The sequence below is a fragment of the Amycolatopsis sp. NPDC104587 genome (genome assembly GCF_055583645.1).
The window spans coordinates 172,163-185,968 of the sequence record NZ_JBVJNO010000001.1 but is presented as its reverse complement, the minus strand read 5'-3'; the positions used below and the strand labels follow the sequence as shown (position 1 = coordinate 185,968).

Annotated in this window: 18 protein-coding genes; 12 read left to right on the top strand and 6 right to left on the bottom strand. The window is 69.0% G+C overall.

Annotation, left to right across the window (positions count from 1 at the left end; all coding sequences use genetic code 11):
- Positions 1-101: 101 nt before the first annotated feature.
- The 3 genes from ACZ61C_RS00950 to ACZ61C_RS00940 are packed head-to-tail and all read right to left on the bottom strand — an operon-like array spanning position 102 to position 1,370.
- Positions 102-617, bottom strand: a complete 516-nt coding sequence (locus ACZ61C_RS00950) for an Imm1 family immunity protein (RefSeq protein WP_465301435.1) — start codon at positions 615-617, stop codon at positions 102-104.
- Positions 614-946, bottom strand: coding sequence for a DddA-like double-stranded DNA deaminase toxin (locus ACZ61C_RS00945; protein WP_465301433.1), 333 nt, complete (start codon positions 944-946; stop codon positions 614-616). Before ACZ61C_RS00945 ends, ACZ61C_RS00950 begins: the two co-directional genes overlap by 4 nt.
- Positions 915-1,370: a hypothetical protein gene (locus tag ACZ61C_RS00940; RefSeq protein ID WP_465301431.1), complete on the bottom strand. Its 456-nt coding sequence runs from the start codon at positions 1,368-1,370 to the stop codon at positions 915-917. The genes ACZ61C_RS00945 and ACZ61C_RS00940 overlap by 32 nt, the downstream gene beginning before the upstream one ends.
- 78 nt (positions 1,371-1,448) lie before the next feature.
- On the opposite strand from ACZ61C_RS00940, the gene ACZ61C_RS00935 reads away from it, so the two are divergent.
- A complete protein-coding gene (locus tag ACZ61C_RS00935) occupies positions 1,449-2,042 on the top strand; it encodes an RNA polymerase sigma factor (RefSeq protein WP_465301429.1) in 594 nt (197 codons plus the stop codon).
- The gene (locus ACZ61C_RS00930; RefSeq protein ID WP_465301427.1) at positions 2,035-3,171 is read left to right on the top strand and encodes a CU044_5270 family protein; all 1,137 of its coding nucleotides are present in this window, start codon (positions 2,035-2,037) and stop codon (positions 3,169-3,171) included. Before ACZ61C_RS00935 ends, ACZ61C_RS00930 begins: the two co-directional genes overlap by 8 nt.
- Here ACZ61C_RS00930 and radA read toward each other — a convergent pair whose 3' ends face one another.
- Both radA and ACZ61C_RS00920 read right to left on the bottom strand, forming a co-directional pair.
- Positions 3,172-4,530 carry a DNA repair protein RadA gene (radA, locus tag ACZ61C_RS00925; protein WP_465301425.1) on the bottom strand — a complete coding sequence of 453 codons (1,359 nt, stop codon included), beginning with the start codon at positions 4,528-4,530 and terminating at the stop codon, positions 3,172-3,174.
- A 39-nt stretch (positions 4,531-4,569) separates the two neighbouring features.
- Complete coding sequence (locus ACZ61C_RS00920) at positions 4,570-5,241, bottom strand: hypothetical protein (protein WP_465301423.1); 672 nt, start codon at positions 5,239-5,241, stop codon at positions 4,570-4,572.
- Positions 5,242-5,516: 275 nt separating this feature from the next.
- On the opposite strand from ACZ61C_RS00920, the gene ACZ61C_RS00915 reads away from it, so the two are divergent.
- From ACZ61C_RS00915 to ACZ61C_RS00875, 9 genes are all read left to right on the top strand, one after another.
- The gene (locus tag ACZ61C_RS00915; RefSeq protein ID WP_004559016.1) at positions 5,517-6,008 is read left to right on the top strand and encodes a CarD family transcriptional regulator; all 492 of its coding nucleotides are present in this window, start codon (positions 5,517-5,519) and stop codon (positions 6,006-6,008) included.
- Between the two features lie 53 nt (positions 6,009-6,061).
- Positions 6,062-6,682: an IspD/TarI family cytidylyltransferase gene (locus tag ACZ61C_RS00910; protein ID WP_465301421.1), complete on the top strand. Its 621-nt coding sequence runs from the start codon at positions 6,062-6,064 to the stop codon at positions 6,680-6,682.
- Positions 6,679-7,146 (top strand): 2-C-methyl-D-erythritol 2,4-cyclodiphosphate synthase, encoded by a 468-nt coding sequence (ispF, locus tag ACZ61C_RS00905; RefSeq protein WP_465301419.1) that lies wholly within the window; start codon positions 6,679-6,681, stop codon positions 7,144-7,146. Before ACZ61C_RS00910 ends, ispF begins: the two co-directional genes overlap by 4 nt.
- Before the next feature lie 191 nt (positions 7,147-7,337).
- Positions 7,338-7,733 (top strand): PPOX class F420-dependent oxidoreductase, encoded by a 396-nt coding sequence (locus ACZ61C_RS00900; protein WP_465301417.1) that lies wholly within the window; start codon positions 7,338-7,340, stop codon positions 7,731-7,733.
- A 10-nt stretch (positions 7,734-7,743) separates the two neighbouring features.
- Positions 7,744-8,139 (top strand): PPOX class F420-dependent oxidoreductase, encoded by a 396-nt coding sequence (locus tag ACZ61C_RS00895; RefSeq protein ID WP_465301415.1) that lies wholly within the window; start codon positions 7,744-7,746, stop codon positions 8,137-8,139.
- A 21-nt stretch (positions 8,140-8,160) separates the two neighbouring features.
- Positions 8,161-8,847 carry an HAD family hydrolase gene (locus ACZ61C_RS00890; RefSeq protein WP_465301413.1) on the top strand — a complete coding sequence of 229 codons (687 nt, stop codon included), beginning with the start codon at positions 8,161-8,163 and terminating at the stop codon, positions 8,845-8,847.
- Positions 8,848-8,899: 52 nt separating this feature from the next.
- Positions 8,900-10,288: a cysteine--tRNA ligase gene (cysS, locus tag ACZ61C_RS00885; RefSeq protein ID WP_465301411.1), complete on the top strand. Its 1,389-nt coding sequence runs from the start codon at positions 8,900-8,902 to the stop codon at positions 10,286-10,288.
- Between the two features lie 26 nt (positions 10,289-10,314).
- Positions 10,315-11,271, top strand: a complete 957-nt coding sequence (gene rlmB / locus ACZ61C_RS00880; protein WP_465301409.1) for a 23S rRNA (guanosine(2251)-2'-O)-methyltransferase RlmB — start codon at positions 10,315-10,317, stop codon at positions 11,269-11,271.
- Between the two features lie 52 nt (positions 11,272-11,323).
- Positions 11,324-12,757, top strand: a complete 1,434-nt coding sequence (locus tag ACZ61C_RS00875) for an MBOAT family O-acyltransferase (RefSeq protein WP_465301407.1) — start codon at positions 11,324-11,326, stop codon at positions 12,755-12,757.
- A gap of 191 nt (positions 12,758-12,948) precedes the next feature.
- Here ACZ61C_RS00875 and ACZ61C_RS00870 read toward each other — a convergent pair whose 3' ends face one another.
- Positions 12,949-13,227, bottom strand: coding sequence for an SGNH/GDSL hydrolase family protein (locus ACZ61C_RS00870; protein WP_465302732.1), 279 nt, complete (start codon positions 13,225-13,227; stop codon positions 12,949-12,951).
- A gap of 216 nt (positions 13,228-13,443) precedes the next feature.
- Here ACZ61C_RS00870 and ACZ61C_RS00865 point away from each other — a divergent pair, with 216 nt between their 5' ends.
- Complete coding sequence (locus tag ACZ61C_RS00865) at positions 13,444-13,806, top strand: hypothetical protein (protein WP_465301406.1); 363 nt, start codon at positions 13,444-13,446, stop codon at positions 13,804-13,806.

The following is a 13,806-nucleotide window of genomic DNA, read 5'->3' as shown; positions in this document are numbered from 1 at the left end:
GACGTCGGTTGGCCAACGCCTCACTGAGGGATGATCCGGGCAGCGGATCACTTCCGTCTCTCACCTGCCCTGAATGGATCACACCGAAGGTAGGTTCCGGGCTACCTCAGCCCCAGCTCCCGCTCGATCTCCTCGAGCGCCCGCTGCGCCTCGAGGTCAGTCTCGTCCGGAACGACCTCGCGTTCAGGGATCGTCGACGCGTGGACCCAGTTGATGAGCTTGGGCCGTTCACCGGTGACGATGAACTCGCCCAGCGCGGCGAAGACGTACCCGACGGGGATCTCGGAGCCGCTGTAGAAGCCGGTCGAGTGACCACCCAGCCAGTAGTCATGGAACTCACCGCTCTCATCGGTTCCCGTCGGCACGTAGCTTTCTTTGATGCTTTCGCCTGTCCAGGTCAAGGCCCCCCAGTCACCCCGGATGCCGAGGGCGAGCTGTGAGCTCCGATTGAGTTCGCCACTCCAGAATTCCCAGATGTACCCGCAGACCTCACCGGTCTCTGGCCTGGTGTACGCGGCGGAAAGCACGAACTCGATGGGATCCGGCAACGAACGCAGGAGAGCGAGAGTCGTCCGCTGATCACGGCGGGCGACCTCGATGTCGAACTCAGAGGTCACGGCTTGCTTCTCCCGTAGTGCTTCCGGAATGGTTCGTTGTTCTGGTAAGTACCATAGACGGTCAAACTTCGATCACCATCCCGAGGAAACAGCCTGGTCAGCACCGTGTCGCACACCACGGCCAGCTCCTTCTGCTCTTCGATACCGCAGGGTGTGTAGTTGATCGCCACCTCAAGGTCGGTGAGGTATGGCTTCTGCAGCATCAACGCCGCCAGCTTGATTTCCACGTGGTGCCGGAGAAAATTTGGCTTGAGGCCGATCGACTTGAGCAACACCTCAGCGTCTTTGGCCAGCGCGTCACCAGTGCTTCCGGATCTGATCGTCATCATGTACCGGCCATTGCGGCGGACAAACACCGACAGTCCGGTCGTTGGTCCGCGGGATCACTCGTTTGGGTAGGCGCTTCGCAAGTTCGGCAGCCTCCGGCGGGTAGCAGTCCCCATGCTCGTTGGTGTAGCGCTTAGCCGTCTGGGCAGCGCCTTCGCCATCCTCGCCACGGATGCGGCTCGCGTAGGTCTCCAACCGGCTGATGGCCACGATGACCTTCCGATGCACCTCCTGGATCCCAGAGAGAACCGCACCCAGCTCACTCCGAGCGGCGGCCGGCTCCGGAGCGCGCGACCCCTTGGTCGCCGCAGTCAGCGCGTCGCAAGCCTCGGTGAGCAGCTGCTCAGCCTCCCGATAGCACTCCTTCGCCTTCCCCGCGTTCCCTATGCTCACAGCCACGGCCTTGAGCAGATCGTCAACAGACACGCCGCAAGCCCTCCCTCAAACGGACGCTCTTCTCATCATGGCCGTGAACGCTCGTGGACACTGCGGGCAACAGGGGGCATGCAGGTGATCCACGAGGGAGCCGAGATCTGGGGGCACGACCGCCCTGACCTGGGCGGAGCCGATCCCGGGCCGGCGTTCGGCCGGCTCTTCGACGCCCACGCCGTCGCATTGCGGCGGTATCTCGCGCGGCGCGTGGGCGCCGAACCGGCGAACGACCTCGTCGCCGAGACCTTCCTCGTCGCGCTCAGGCGCCGCGAGAGCTACCGGCCGGAGCTGGGCACTGCGCGGTCGTGGCTCTACGGCATCGCGACCAACCTGCTGCGCCACCACGTGCGGTCCGAGATGCGCGGGCTGCAGGCCACCGCGCGGCTGGCGCGCACCGGGGAAAACAGCCACGCCGCGCACGACGGCCGCGTCGCCGAGCAGGTCGACGCCCAGGTCCGCGCGGCGCAGCTGGCCGGCGCGCTGGCCAAGCTCAGCCCGGCCGACCGCGACACGCTGCTGCTCGTGTCGTGGGCCGGGCTCGAGCCGGCCGAGGTCGCCGAAGCCCTCGGGATCCCGCCGGGTACGGTCCGGTCCCGGTTGCACCGGATCAGACGCTGGCTCAGGACGAACGCCCCGGCTCAGGAGGAGGTGCAGGACCTTGCGTGAAGACAACGTCCGGAAGATCTGGTCCGACGCCGAACTCGACGCGGCGCTGTCGGACCTCCACGCCGGCGCCGGCGACGACGACGGGCTGGCCTTCGCCCGCGCGTCCCTCATGGCGGCCGCCGGCACGTCCGAGGCGCCACCCCCGCCCCGCCGGACCGGGACCTGGCGGTGGATCGCGGTGGCCGCGGCCGTCGTCATGCTGGTCGGCGGGCTCGCGATCGTCACGTCCCTGCGGACGCCGCCCTCGGACCCTGCCCAGCCGGCCGCGACGCTCCCCGACGTCGACCGCCCGCTCGCGCCGGGCGAGTACCACTACACGCAGAAGCTCACCTGGCTGGACGGGATCCTGCTCGACAAGCCGGTCAAGATCCAGCAGTCGGTCGAGCTGTGGATCCCGGCCGACCCGACTGGCGTCTGGCACCGGCGCACGAAGTGGACGGGCGCCGTGCGCGGGCTCGACAAGTCGGAGAACCCCGAACTGAGCCTCCGGCCGTTCGACGAGAACGGCCCGGCCGGCTGGTTCGGCACCACGCAGAACCTGGGCGGGCAGACCAACCCGACGTGGAACACACCGTTCGAGAACTGGCTGACCCCGGACGCGGCCTTCATCGCCTCGCTGACTCCCGACCGGGGGAAGCTGTCCAAGCGCCTGAACTTCGACACGATCACCGAGAAGGACAGCGGGAAGGCGCACACCCCCACCGAAGCGCTCACGATGGTGCGCACCGCGCTGGAGACGGGCCTGGTCCGCAAGGACATCCGGTTCGCCCTGTCGGACACGTTCGGCGGAATCCCCGGCGGGTTCGTGGCACCGGACGGCCAAACCCCGGACGGCCGGCCCGCCACGGTCCTGGTCGCCAAGGACAGCGGCCAGCGCCTGTACCTCGACCCGAAAACGGCCGTGCTCCTGGCCTGGCAGGACCGCACGGACGTCGTCCTGACGACCAGCCGCCCCGGGCCGCCCGTGAGCACGGCCGAGACCCCGTCGAGCGCGGTCCTGCCCCCGCCGACCAACACGCTGGAGCACCAGACGACTACGACGACCGTCCCGAGGGCCGACGGTTCGGTCCCCCTTCCGGACGACCTGCCGACGGTGTACTCGTTCGCGATCACCCGGACGGCGGGGTGATCAGCGAGCGTGACTGGCCGCGTTCAGCGCGTCCGCGACGTTCGCCACCTCCAGCACCCTGATCCCCGCCGGCGGCTTGCCCGAGTCCGGTGGCACCAGCGCGTGCGTGAACCCGAGCCGCGCCGCTTCCGCCAGTCTCCGGCCGACGCTCGGCACGCGGCGGATCTCGCCCGCCAGCCCCACTTCGCCCACCGACACCAGCCGGGGTGACAACGCGACGTCGCCGAAGGACGACGTCAATGCCAGCACCAGCGCCAGGTCGATGCCCGGCTCGGTGATCTTCATGCCGCCGACCGTGGCCGCGTAGACGTCCTTGTCGCCGAGCTTCAGGCCGCCGCGCTTCTCCAGCACCGCCAGGACCATCGCCACCCGCGCCGAATCCAGCCCGCTGACCGCGCGGCGCGGCTGGGGCGCCGACGTCGACGACACCAGCGCCTGGACCTCGCCGAGCAGCGGCCGCTTGCCCTCCATCGACACCGTGATCGCCGTGCCCGGCACCGGCTCCGCCGTGCGGCTGATGAACAGCCCCGACGGGTCCGGCACCCCGACGATGCCTTCTTCCTGCAGCTCGAAACAGCCGATCTCGTCGGACGCGCCGAACCGGTTCTTGATGCCGCGCAGCATCCGCAGCGTCGAGTGCTTGTCGCCTTCGAACTGCAGGACGACGTCCACGAGGTGCTCCAGCACGCGCGGGCCGGCCACCGAGCCGTCCTTCGTGACGTGGCCGACCAGCACCACCGGCAGCCCGCGCTCCTTGGCCAGCGCGACCAGCCCGGACGTCACCGCGCGGACCTGCGTCACCCCGCCCGGCGAGCCCTCCACCTGCGGCGACGCCATGGTCTGGACCGAGTCGACGATCAGCACACCCGGCTTGACGTCGTCGACGTGCCCGAGCAGGGCGGAAAGGTCGCTCTCGGCGGCCAGGTACATGCGGTCGTGGACGTTGCCCGTTCGCTCGGCGCGCAACCGGACCTGCCCCGCGGACTCCTCGCCCGTGATGTACAGGGAGCGGTCGACCGTTTTCGCCCACTGGTAAGCGACTTCGAGCAGCAGGGTCGACTTGCCGACACCCGGCTCACCCGCGAGCAGCACCACCGCGCCCGGCACCAGGCCGCCGCCGAGCACCCGGTCGAGCTCCGAGACGCCGGTGTGACGGGCTCGCGCGGCTTCGACGTCGACTTCGCCGATCGGCCGCGCGGGCGCACTCGGCGCTCCGGCCGCGACGCGCTGGATCGCCGGTTTGGTCGGCGCCCCGCGCTCTTCGAGCGAGCCCCACTCCTGGCACTCCGGACACCGGCCGAGCCACTTGGCCGCTTCGTACCCGCAGCTGCCGCAGCGGTAGATGGTCCCCTTCTTCACCCCGCGAGGCTAACGGCGACCACCGACAAAACCGGGGACCTACTCCTTGACGTGCGCCGGCGCCGCCACGGGCAGCTCGACGGTGACCGGTCCGGCGTTCTTGAAGACGAACGTGACCTTGATGACCTGACCCGGCCAGAGCGGCTGCTTCAGCGCGGCCAGCGTCACAGTGCCCTTGCCGACGGTCGCCGGGGCGGCGGTCGGCGTCACGCTGCTCGACGGCGCTTCGGCTGAGGGAGACGACGTCGCGGTGACGGTTCCCGTCGAGCTGGTGCCGGTGGAGGTCGGAGCTTCCGAGGACGAGGTCGGCGCACCCGAAGAAGTGGGCTGCGCCTCATTGGTGGACTCGACGGCGTCGTCCGGGCCGATCACCAGGGAGTGCCCGGCGACGACGTCCTTGGAGCCGCCGACGGTCGCCTGGGTGCCGTCCTCGGTCGAGACCGAGACGAGCGAGTCGTCCTGGGCGCCCTGGTTCACGATCGTCAGGGTCAGCGCCGGGGTCGCGCCGGTCGCGTAGCCCGCGCCGGACGTCGGGTACTGCACCGCGGCGTCACGCAGGACAAGGGTCTTGACCTGGGCGTACGTGCCGTTGACCGCGGGCTGCTGCGTGTCGGTCTGGGTGATCTGGCCGGCCCCGCACCCGGCGAGCACGAGCGCGGCACCGAGCGCCAGCACGCCCGCGCCGAGCACGCGACGATTCTGCAGCCTCACGTCGCAGTCCTTCCCTTTTCACGGCCTCGTCCCCGCGAAGACTAGCCGGGAGCGATCTCCCGCGCGGAACCGGTCCGCGTAGCGCTCAAGATCAACCGTCCACAAAGGAATTCGTTGTGCCCGTTGACACCCGCCCCGGCCACCTGCGTGAGCACGGGGGTCCGACGTTTGTCAACCCCCGCCCAGGCCGCTGACCTGCGAGGACGAGTCCGGGTCACTAGGTGGGCGCTGACGGACCGTGCTAGGATGGAGTCAGCGAAAGGGGCAGAGGACACATGGTTTTCAAGGTCGGAGAGACCGTCGTCTACCCGCACCACGGTGCCGCACTCATCGAAGCCATCGAGACCCGCGTGATCAAGGGCGAGGAAAAGAAGTACCTCGTCCTCAAGGTCGCGCAAGGGGATCTCACGGTTCGCGTGCCCGCTGACAACGCCGAGATCGTAGGCGTGCGCGATGTCGTCGGGCAAGAAGGACTGGACAAGGTCTTCGACGTTCTGCGTGCTCCGCACACCGAGGAACCAACGAACTGGTCTCGTCGGTACAAGGCCAACCTCGAGAAGCTCGCCTCCGGCGATGTGAACAAGGTGGCCGAAGTGGTGCGCGACCTCTGGCGGCGAGAGAAGGACCGAGGCCTTTCAGCCGGCGAGAAGCGCATGCTGGCGAAGGCTCGGCAAATTCTGGTCAGCGAGCTCGCGCTCGCGGAGGGCACCGACGAGGACAAGGCTGAGGTCCTCCTCGACGAAGTTCTGGAAACCGCGACGGTCTGAACCCCGGGCATCCTGCTCGACGGGCGGGCGGGTGCCTCTACGATCGCGAACCGATGAACGTCGTCGCGATCGTGACCGTCGCACATCATGCCTCCGACGGGGAGCTCGCTCTCACGCCGGTCCATGGTGAAGCGCTACTCACGCACACCGTGCGGGGGCTGCTTGACGTACCGGAAATCGAATCGGTGCTCGTGGCGGCCCCCCATCGGTGTGCGTTGTCGTTTTCGGATGCGGTCCGGGGCATGGACTGCCGGGTCGTCCCCGGCTCGCCGCGGCAGGCCTTCGCCGCCGTCGAGTCCGAGCTGACCCATGACTCAGTTGTACTACTCCATGACGCTCTGCGGGCCTTCTGTCCTGCGCAAACCGTGCGTGACGTGATTGCCGCGGTGAGTGACGAGCACCCGGTGGTCGTCCCGGTGCTGCCGATGGCCGACACGGTGAAGGTGACCGACGCGGCGTCGCTGATCGTCGGCACGGAGGACCGCTCACGGCTGCGCACGGCCCAGACCCCGGTCGGTTACACGGTCCCGGCGTTCCGGTCGGCCGATCTCGCCGTTCCCCTCGGCGCGTCGACGGTCCCCGGGCACCCGGACGCGATGCGCGTCACGAGTGCCTTCGAACTTTCCCTCGCCGAGGCGATCGCGGCGGCCCCGAAGAACGAGGAGACGCTGTGAGGATCGGCAACGGGGTGGACGTCCACCCGATCGAGGCGGGCCGCGACTGCTGGATGGCGGGCCTGCTCTGGCCGGACGCCGACGGCTGCGCCGGCCACTCCGACGGCGACGTGGCAGCCCACGCCCTGTGCGACGCGCTGCTGTCCGCGGCGGGCCTGGGCGACCTGGGCGCGGTGTTCGGCACGGGCGACCCCCGCATGAACGGCGCCCACGGGGCGGACATGCTCGTCGAGGTCAGCGGCCTGATCACGGCGGCGGGCTGGCGCGTGGCGAACGCGTCGGTCCAGATCGTGGGTAACGCGCCGCACGTCGGAAAGCGGCGCGAGGAAGCGCAGAAGGTGCTGTCGGAGGCGATCGGCGGCCCGGTGAGCGTGTCGGGGACAACATCGGACGGCTTGGGCCTGACGGGCCGCGGCGAGGGAATTGCCGCCTTCGCGACAGCGCTGCTGCTCGCGGCGGAATAGGCCCCGCCTCCGGCTCCAGCTCCGGCTCCGGCTGTTGCCGGTTTGCCAGCGCCCCAATGTGGCCTTGGGTGCGTTGAACGCACCGAAGGGGCCCTTGGGTGCGTTCAACGCGCCGAAGGCCACATTGGAGCGTTCGGGACCAGCCCGCCGGAAGCCGGAATAGGCCCACGCCGGCGCTGGTTCGGCGTGATATGGCCCTCACCCTCTCGGACGCGGTCCGCGCGCTGATCGACGGCAAGAACTTCGCCACCGTCGCCACCCTCGACGCCGATGGCTCGCCGCAGACCTCCGTCGTCTGGGTCGGGCTCGACGGCGGTGACCTCGTCTTCAGCGCGACCGAAGACCGCCGCAAGGTCCGCAACTTGCGCCGTGACCCGCGCGTTAGCGTCTCGATCACCGACGCCGCCAACCCCTACCGCCACACCCAGCTGCGCGGCCGGGTCTCCATCGAGCCGGACCCCGGCAAGACCCTCCCGAAGACGCTCAGCCACAAGTACCTCGCCCAGGACCCGCCCGCCGAGGGCCCCGAGACCGAGCGCGTGATCGTCCGCCTCCACGTCGAGAAGGTCGCGGGCAACGTCCAATAGGGTCCAGACCATGGGTGTGACATTCAACGACGCCACGAAGGCGCTCCTCGACGGCCGCAACTACCCCGTCGTCGCGACCACCAACGCCGACGGCTCGCCGCAGAGCTCCGTCGTCTGGGCTCGCCGGGACGGGGACACCGTTCTCTTCGTCACCGTCCAGGGCCGGCGCAAGGAACGCAACATCCGCCGGGACCCGCGGGTTTCGGTCTCCGTCTTCGACCTGGCCGATCCGGAGAACTACGTCGAGATCCGCGGCCGCGCCGAGGTCACCGTCGAAGGCGGGCCCGAGCTGAACGACGAGCTGGCCCGCAAGTACACCGGCGCCGTCTTCCCGCCCGAGCCGCCGGAGGTCGTGCGCGTGCTGGTGCGGGTGGTTCCCGATCACATCACGGGGCATTCGGCCTGACGCTCCCGTTAGGGTGAAACCATGACGATCAGGGCGGTGTTGTTCGACTTCTCCGGCACGCTGTTCCGGCTCGAGCAGGATGAAACCTGGCTCGCGGAACTCACCGACCACGAGGGCAGCCCGCTCGACGTCGAGGCGCAGACCGAGCTGATGCGCCGGATGACCGCCCCGGTCGGGCAGGTCGTCGAGCTCGACGCCGAGCACGTGCACGCCTGGCAGCACCGCGACCGCGACCCCGCGCTGCACCGGAAGGTGTACCTCGAGGTTCTCAAGAGGTCCGGTGTCCCGCGGCCCGAACAGGCCGTCGCGCTGTACGAACGGCTGATCACCCCCACCCAGTGGACGCCCTACCCGGACACCGAGGCCGCGCTGAAGGCCGCCGCCGAGGGTGGCCTGAAGGTCGGCGTGCTGAGCAACATCGCCTTCGACATCCGGCCCGCGTTCACCACTCGCGGCTGGGACGCCTACGTCGACGAGTTCGTCCTGTCCTTCGAGGTCGGGACGATCAAACCGGAGCTGGAGATCTTCCGGGTTGCGGTTCAGGCGCTCGGCGTGCCGGCCACCGAGACGCTCATGGTGGGCGACAGCGAAGAGGCGGATGGCGGCGCGCGCGCCCTCGGCTGCGAGTTCGCGCTGGTAGACCCGTTGCCGACCAGCGAACGCCCGGATGCCCTGCTCTCGGCGCTGCGGGAGTTCGGCGTCGGCTGACCCGTCAGCAGGTGCTTGCGAGATCCCTCACCTCGCCCCGTACCCTTTCAGGGTGGCCCTACACCTGTTCGACACAGCGACCCGGAGCGTGCGGGAGTTCCACCCCGTCCGTAGCGGAACGGCGTCGATCTACGTGTGTGGCGCCACCGTGCAGGGCGTGCCGCACATCGGGCACGTCCGCGGCGTCGTGAACTACGACGTCCTGCGCCGCTGGCTCGTCCACAGTGGACTGGACGTGCTGCTGGTCCGCAACGTCACCGACATCGACGACAAGATCCTCACCAAGGCCGCCGAAGCCGATCGGCCCTGGTGGGAGTGGGCGGCCACGCACGAGCGCGCGTTCGAGACCGCGTACGAGCAGCTGGGCTGCCTCCCGCCGTCGGTGAGCCCGCGCGCGACCGGGCACGTCACCCAGATGATCGAGCTGATGGAACGCCTCATCGAGAGCGGCCACGGCTACGTCGCGGACGGCGACGTCTACTTCTCGGTCAAGTCGTTCGACGAGTACGGCAAGCTCTCCGGCCAGGTCCTCGAGGACGTCCAGCAGGGCGAGACGCCGACCCGCGGCAAGCGCGACCCGCGCGACTTCACGATGTGGAAGAGCGCGAAGCCCGGCGAGCCGTCATGGCCGACCCCGTGGGGCGACGGCCGGCCGGGCTGGCACCTCGAGTGCTCGGCGATGGCCACGGCGTACCTCGGCGCGGAGTTCGACATCCACGGCGGCGGCATCGACCTGGCGTTCCCGCACCACGAGAACGAGCGCGCCCAGTCGAACGCGGCGGGCGACGCCTTCGCGCGGTTCTGGCTGCACAACGCCTGGGTGACCATGTCGGGCGAGAAGATGTCGAAGTCGCTCGGCAACACCGTGTCGATCCCGTCGATGCTGGAGCGCTACCGCGCGCCGGAGCTGCGCTACTACCTGGTCCAGCCGCACTACCGCTCCACGATCGAGTACTCGGACGGCGCGCTGTCCGAGGCCGCGCAGGGCTACCGGCGGATCGAGACGTTCCTGCGTCGCGCCGCCCAGTCCGGCGAGGTGACACTGGGCACGATCCCGGCCGAGTTCGCGGCGGCGATGGACGACGACCTGGCCACCCCGCAGGCGTTCGCCGTGGTCCACACCACGGTTCGGGACGGTAACGCCGCCCTCGACGCGGGCGACACCCCCAAGGCACTCGAACTCGCCGCGGCCGTCCGCGCGATGACCGACGTGCTCGGTCTCGACCCGCTGTCCGCGCGCTGGTCCGAGGCGGGCGGCTCCGAAACGCCCACCAAGGAGGCGCTGAGCTTCCTCGTCGACAGTCTGCTGGCCGAGCGCCAGCAGGCCCGGGCCGAGAAGGACTTCGCCCGCGCGGACGCCGCTCGTGACCGCCTCTCGCAGGCGGGCATCGTGGTTGAGGACACCCCCAACGGACCACAGTGGACAGTCAAGTCCGACTGAGCTTTTCAACGCAAGGAACTTTCACCATGGCAGGCAATTCGCGGCGCCAGGGCGCGATCCGTAAGACGGGCACCAAGAAGGGCGCCGTCGTCGGCTCGGGCGGTCAGCGCCGCAAGGCCCTCGAAGGCAAGGGGCCGACCCCGAAGGCGGAGGACCGTCCCGGGCACAAGGCGTACCGCCAGAACAACGCCGCGACCAAGCGCGACCAGGCCCGGCAGAAGAAGGCCGACAAGCCGGAGCTGATCGCCGGGCGCAACCCGGTGGTCGAGGCGCTGCGCGCCGACGTCCCGGCGACGGCGCTGTACGTCGCGCTGAACATCGAGATCGACGACCGCGTGAACGACGCCGTCCGGCTGGCCGGCGACAAGGGCATCTCGATCCTGGAGATCCCGCGCGAGGAGCTGGACCGCAAGACGAACCGGGCCGTGCACCAGGGCCTCGGCCTGCAGGTGCCGCCGTTCGAGTACGCCCACCCGGACGACCTGATGGCGGCCGCGCGCAACTCGGGCGAGGTGCCCCTGTTCGTCGCGCTCGACGGCGTCACCGACCCGCGGAACCTGGGCGCGGTGATCCGCTCGGCGGCCGCGTTCGGCGCCCACGGGGTGCTGCTGCCGGAGCGGCGCAGCGCGGGCATGACGGCGGTGGCGTGGCGCACGAGCGCGGGCACGGCGGCGAAGCTGCCGATCGCGGTGGCGACGAACCTGACGCGTCAGCTCAAGGCGTGGGCGAACGACGGCCTGATGCTGGTCGGCCTGGACGCGGACGGCTCGGTCGACATCGACGAGCTCGAGCTGGCGGCCGACCCGCTGGTCATCGTGCTCGGCTCGGAGGGCCGCGGCCTGTCGCGCCTGGTCCGCGAGACGTGCGACGCGACGGTGTCGATCCCGATGGCGGCGGGCGTGGAGTCGCTGAACGCCTCGGTGGCGGCCGGCGTGCTGCTGGCCGAGGTGGCGCGACGCCGTCGTCTCGCCGGTCGGGTCTGACACCACCACCCAGTCGGGTTAAGGTCACCGTCGGATAAACCGAGGGGACCCGATGTCGTTCGTTTCGCCACTGTTCCTGTGGTACTTCATGCCGGCGGTGCTCGTCGCCGTGCTGGTGTGCCCGCGGACGTGGCGCAACGGCATCGTCGCGGTCGGCAGCCTGCTGTTCTACACGATCGGCGCCGGGCCGTTCGTGTTCCTGCTGCTCGGCTGCATGGTGGTCAACTTCCTGGCCGGCCCCCTGCTGGAGCCGAGCCCGTGGGACGTCCACGGCACCCGCCGGCGCCGGATCCTCATCGCGGTCGTGGCGCTCGACGTCACGGTGCTGGTGATCTGGAAGTACGCGGGGTTCGCGACCCAGCAGATCGCGGCGGTCGCCCACTGGTTCGGCGGCAGTGTCCCGGTGGCGAGCCTGGTGGTGCCGATCGGCATCTCGTTCTACACGTTCCACCACATTTCGTACGTGGTCGACATCTACCGCGGCGAGCGCCAGGCGCTGCGCAACCCGGTGTCGTTCGCGGCGTACATCGCGATGTTCCCGCAGCTGGTGGCGGGCCCGATCGTGCGGTACCGGGAGATCGCCGACCAGCTCCCCCAGCTGAGATCCCATCGCCTCGACGACATCGCGGCCGGCTTCCCCCGGTTCGCACTGGGCCTGTGCAAGAAGACGATCATCGCGGACTCCCTGAGTCCCCTGGTCGAGGCGTGTTTCAAGGTCCCATCGGACCAGATGACGTTCTCGACGGCGTGGCTCGGCGCGGTGGCGTACACGCTCCAGCTGTTCTTCGACTTCTCGGGATATTCGGACATGGCGATCGGCCTCGGCCGCATGCTGGGCTTCCGTCTTCCGGAGAACTTCGCGAGGCCGTACTCGTCGGTGACGATCACGGAGTTCTGGCGCCGCTGGCACATGAGCTTGAGCCGCTGGTTCCGCGACTACGTGTACATCCCCCTGGGCGGCAACCGCAACGGAGCGGCGCGCACGTATCGAAACCTGTGCATAGTGTTCGTCCTGACAGGCTTCTGGCACGGCGCCCAATGGACGTTCCTGGTGTGGGGTTGTTACCACGGAGCGTTGCTGGTGATCGAGCGCCGCTTCGGCCTGGACCTGGACCCGGCGGTCCGCTGGCACCGCTACCTCCGCCGAGCGTTCACGATGCTCCTGGTGGTGTTCGGCTGGGTGTTCTTCAGATCAGCGGACATCGGCCACGCACTGTCGATGATCGGCCACATGCTGATCCCCGACTTCGACGGCTTGGGCCCGGGGGTGGCACAGGCGTTCACGAACCAGAGGCTGGTACTGCTGCTGGCGGCGTTGGCGGTGTTCCTACTGCCGGCGCACCCGGTGACGGGACCACTACTGGAGTCGTCGAGAAGCAAGCCGGCCACGGCATTGCGCATCGGGGTGATGACGGTAGGCCTGATCTACGCGGCAATCCTGATCGCAACGGGAACATTCAGCCCATTCTTGTACTACCAGTTCTGAGGCAGCGAGGCCCAGGAACAATCGCGCGCCCGGGTCGGGGAACCTAAGCAACCAACCGCAACCAAGCGTCAGCAAGAACAGCATGCCCCGCCGGAGTCGGATGAATACCGTCATCCGCCCAGTACTCCGGCGCTTCCTTCCCCGACAGCTCGGCAAAAATCCGGTCCGCCGCCAGCAAATGCGCACCGTACTCATCGGCAAGCCCCCGCACAGCCCGAATCTTCAGAAGCTTCTTCTCGACGACACCCCGATCGGCAGAAGAAACGGCTCGATGAGAACCAGCTCCACCCCCGAGAAGCCAACGGAGCCAACAGCCGGTCATAACGAGCAGCGAACTCCTCAACCGGAACAACCCGGCCGAAAGGATCCAAAGTCGCCCACCCGACGTCATTGACCCCGACGAGAATCGACACGACATCCGGACGAGCGTCCAGCAGATCCGACTCCCACCGAGCCTCCAGATCCCCCACTTTGTCCCCGGCATGCCCAGTGTTCAGCCACCACACCGGTCAGCTCCCCGCCGTCGAAGATCGGTGATCGAATCGCCGGTGAACATCACGGTGCTGCCCGGCTTCAAGATGATCGTCATGCCCCGAGCCTGTCGCCGCCGTCTGGCACCGACCGCACACCCGGCTGACACCGACCTGGCAGCATGATCGGCGACCCCGTCCGGAAAGGCAGCAAGAATGACCGAGCCGACCGATCTGGCCAAGGTCCCCGGCGTGATCCCCTACGTCGACCACCACGACGGGCCGCGCCGGATGCTCACCATCGAGATCCCCCACCTCGGCAGCACCGTGCTCGCGTACGCGCCGATCGCCAGCATCGACGGCCGGCAGTACGTCGTCTCCTGGGGGTCGGTGACCTTCGAGATCCCCGCCGACCGGAACGTGCACGTCAGCGTGCACCTGCACACCAACAGCGGGCGCGACCACACGATCACGCCGTTCGCCTCGATCGTCCTCTCACCCCATCCCGCGCCCCTGCGGCTGCTCAGCCGGTTCGTGCCGGGCCACGGCCCGCAAGGCGCGCTCGTCCCCGTTGGCTGA

Coding starts and splice junctions, on each gene's coding strand:
- ACZ61C_RS00945 (WP_465301433.1), bottom strand. CDS start 946: ATGATGACGATCAGATCCGGAAGCACTGGTGACGCGCTGGCCAAAGAC.
- ACZ61C_RS00935 (WP_465301429.1), top strand. CDS start 1,449: ATGCAGGTGATCCACGAGGGAGCCGAGATCTGGGGGCACGACCGCCCT.
- ACZ61C_RS00915 (WP_004559016.1), top strand. CDS start 5,517: ATGGTTTTCAAGGTCGGAGAGACCGTCGTCTACCCGCACCACGGTGCC.
- ACZ61C_RS00910 (WP_465301421.1), top strand. CDS start 6,062: ATGAACGTCGTCGCGATCGTGACCGTCGCACATCATGCCTCCGACGGG.
- ACZ61C_RS00900 (WP_465301417.1), top strand. CDS start 7,338: ATGGCCCTCACCCTCTCGGACGCGGTCCGCGCGCTGATCGACGGCAAG.
- ACZ61C_RS00895 (WP_465301415.1), top strand. CDS start 7,744: ATGGGTGTGACATTCAACGACGCCACGAAGGCGCTCCTCGACGGCCGC.
- ACZ61C_RS00890 (WP_465301413.1), top strand. CDS start 8,161: ATGACGATCAGGGCGGTGTTGTTCGACTTCTCCGGCACGCTGTTCCGG.
- rlmB (WP_465301409.1), top strand. CDS start 10,315: ATGGCAGGCAATTCGCGGCGCCAGGGCGCGATCCGTAAGACGGGCACC.
- ACZ61C_RS00875 (WP_465301407.1), top strand. CDS start 11,324: ATGTCGTTCGTTTCGCCACTGTTCCTGTGGTACTTCATGCCGGCGGTG.
- ACZ61C_RS00865 (WP_465301406.1), top strand. CDS start 13,444: ATGACCGAGCCGACCGATCTGGCCAAGGTCCCCGGCGTGATCCCCTAC.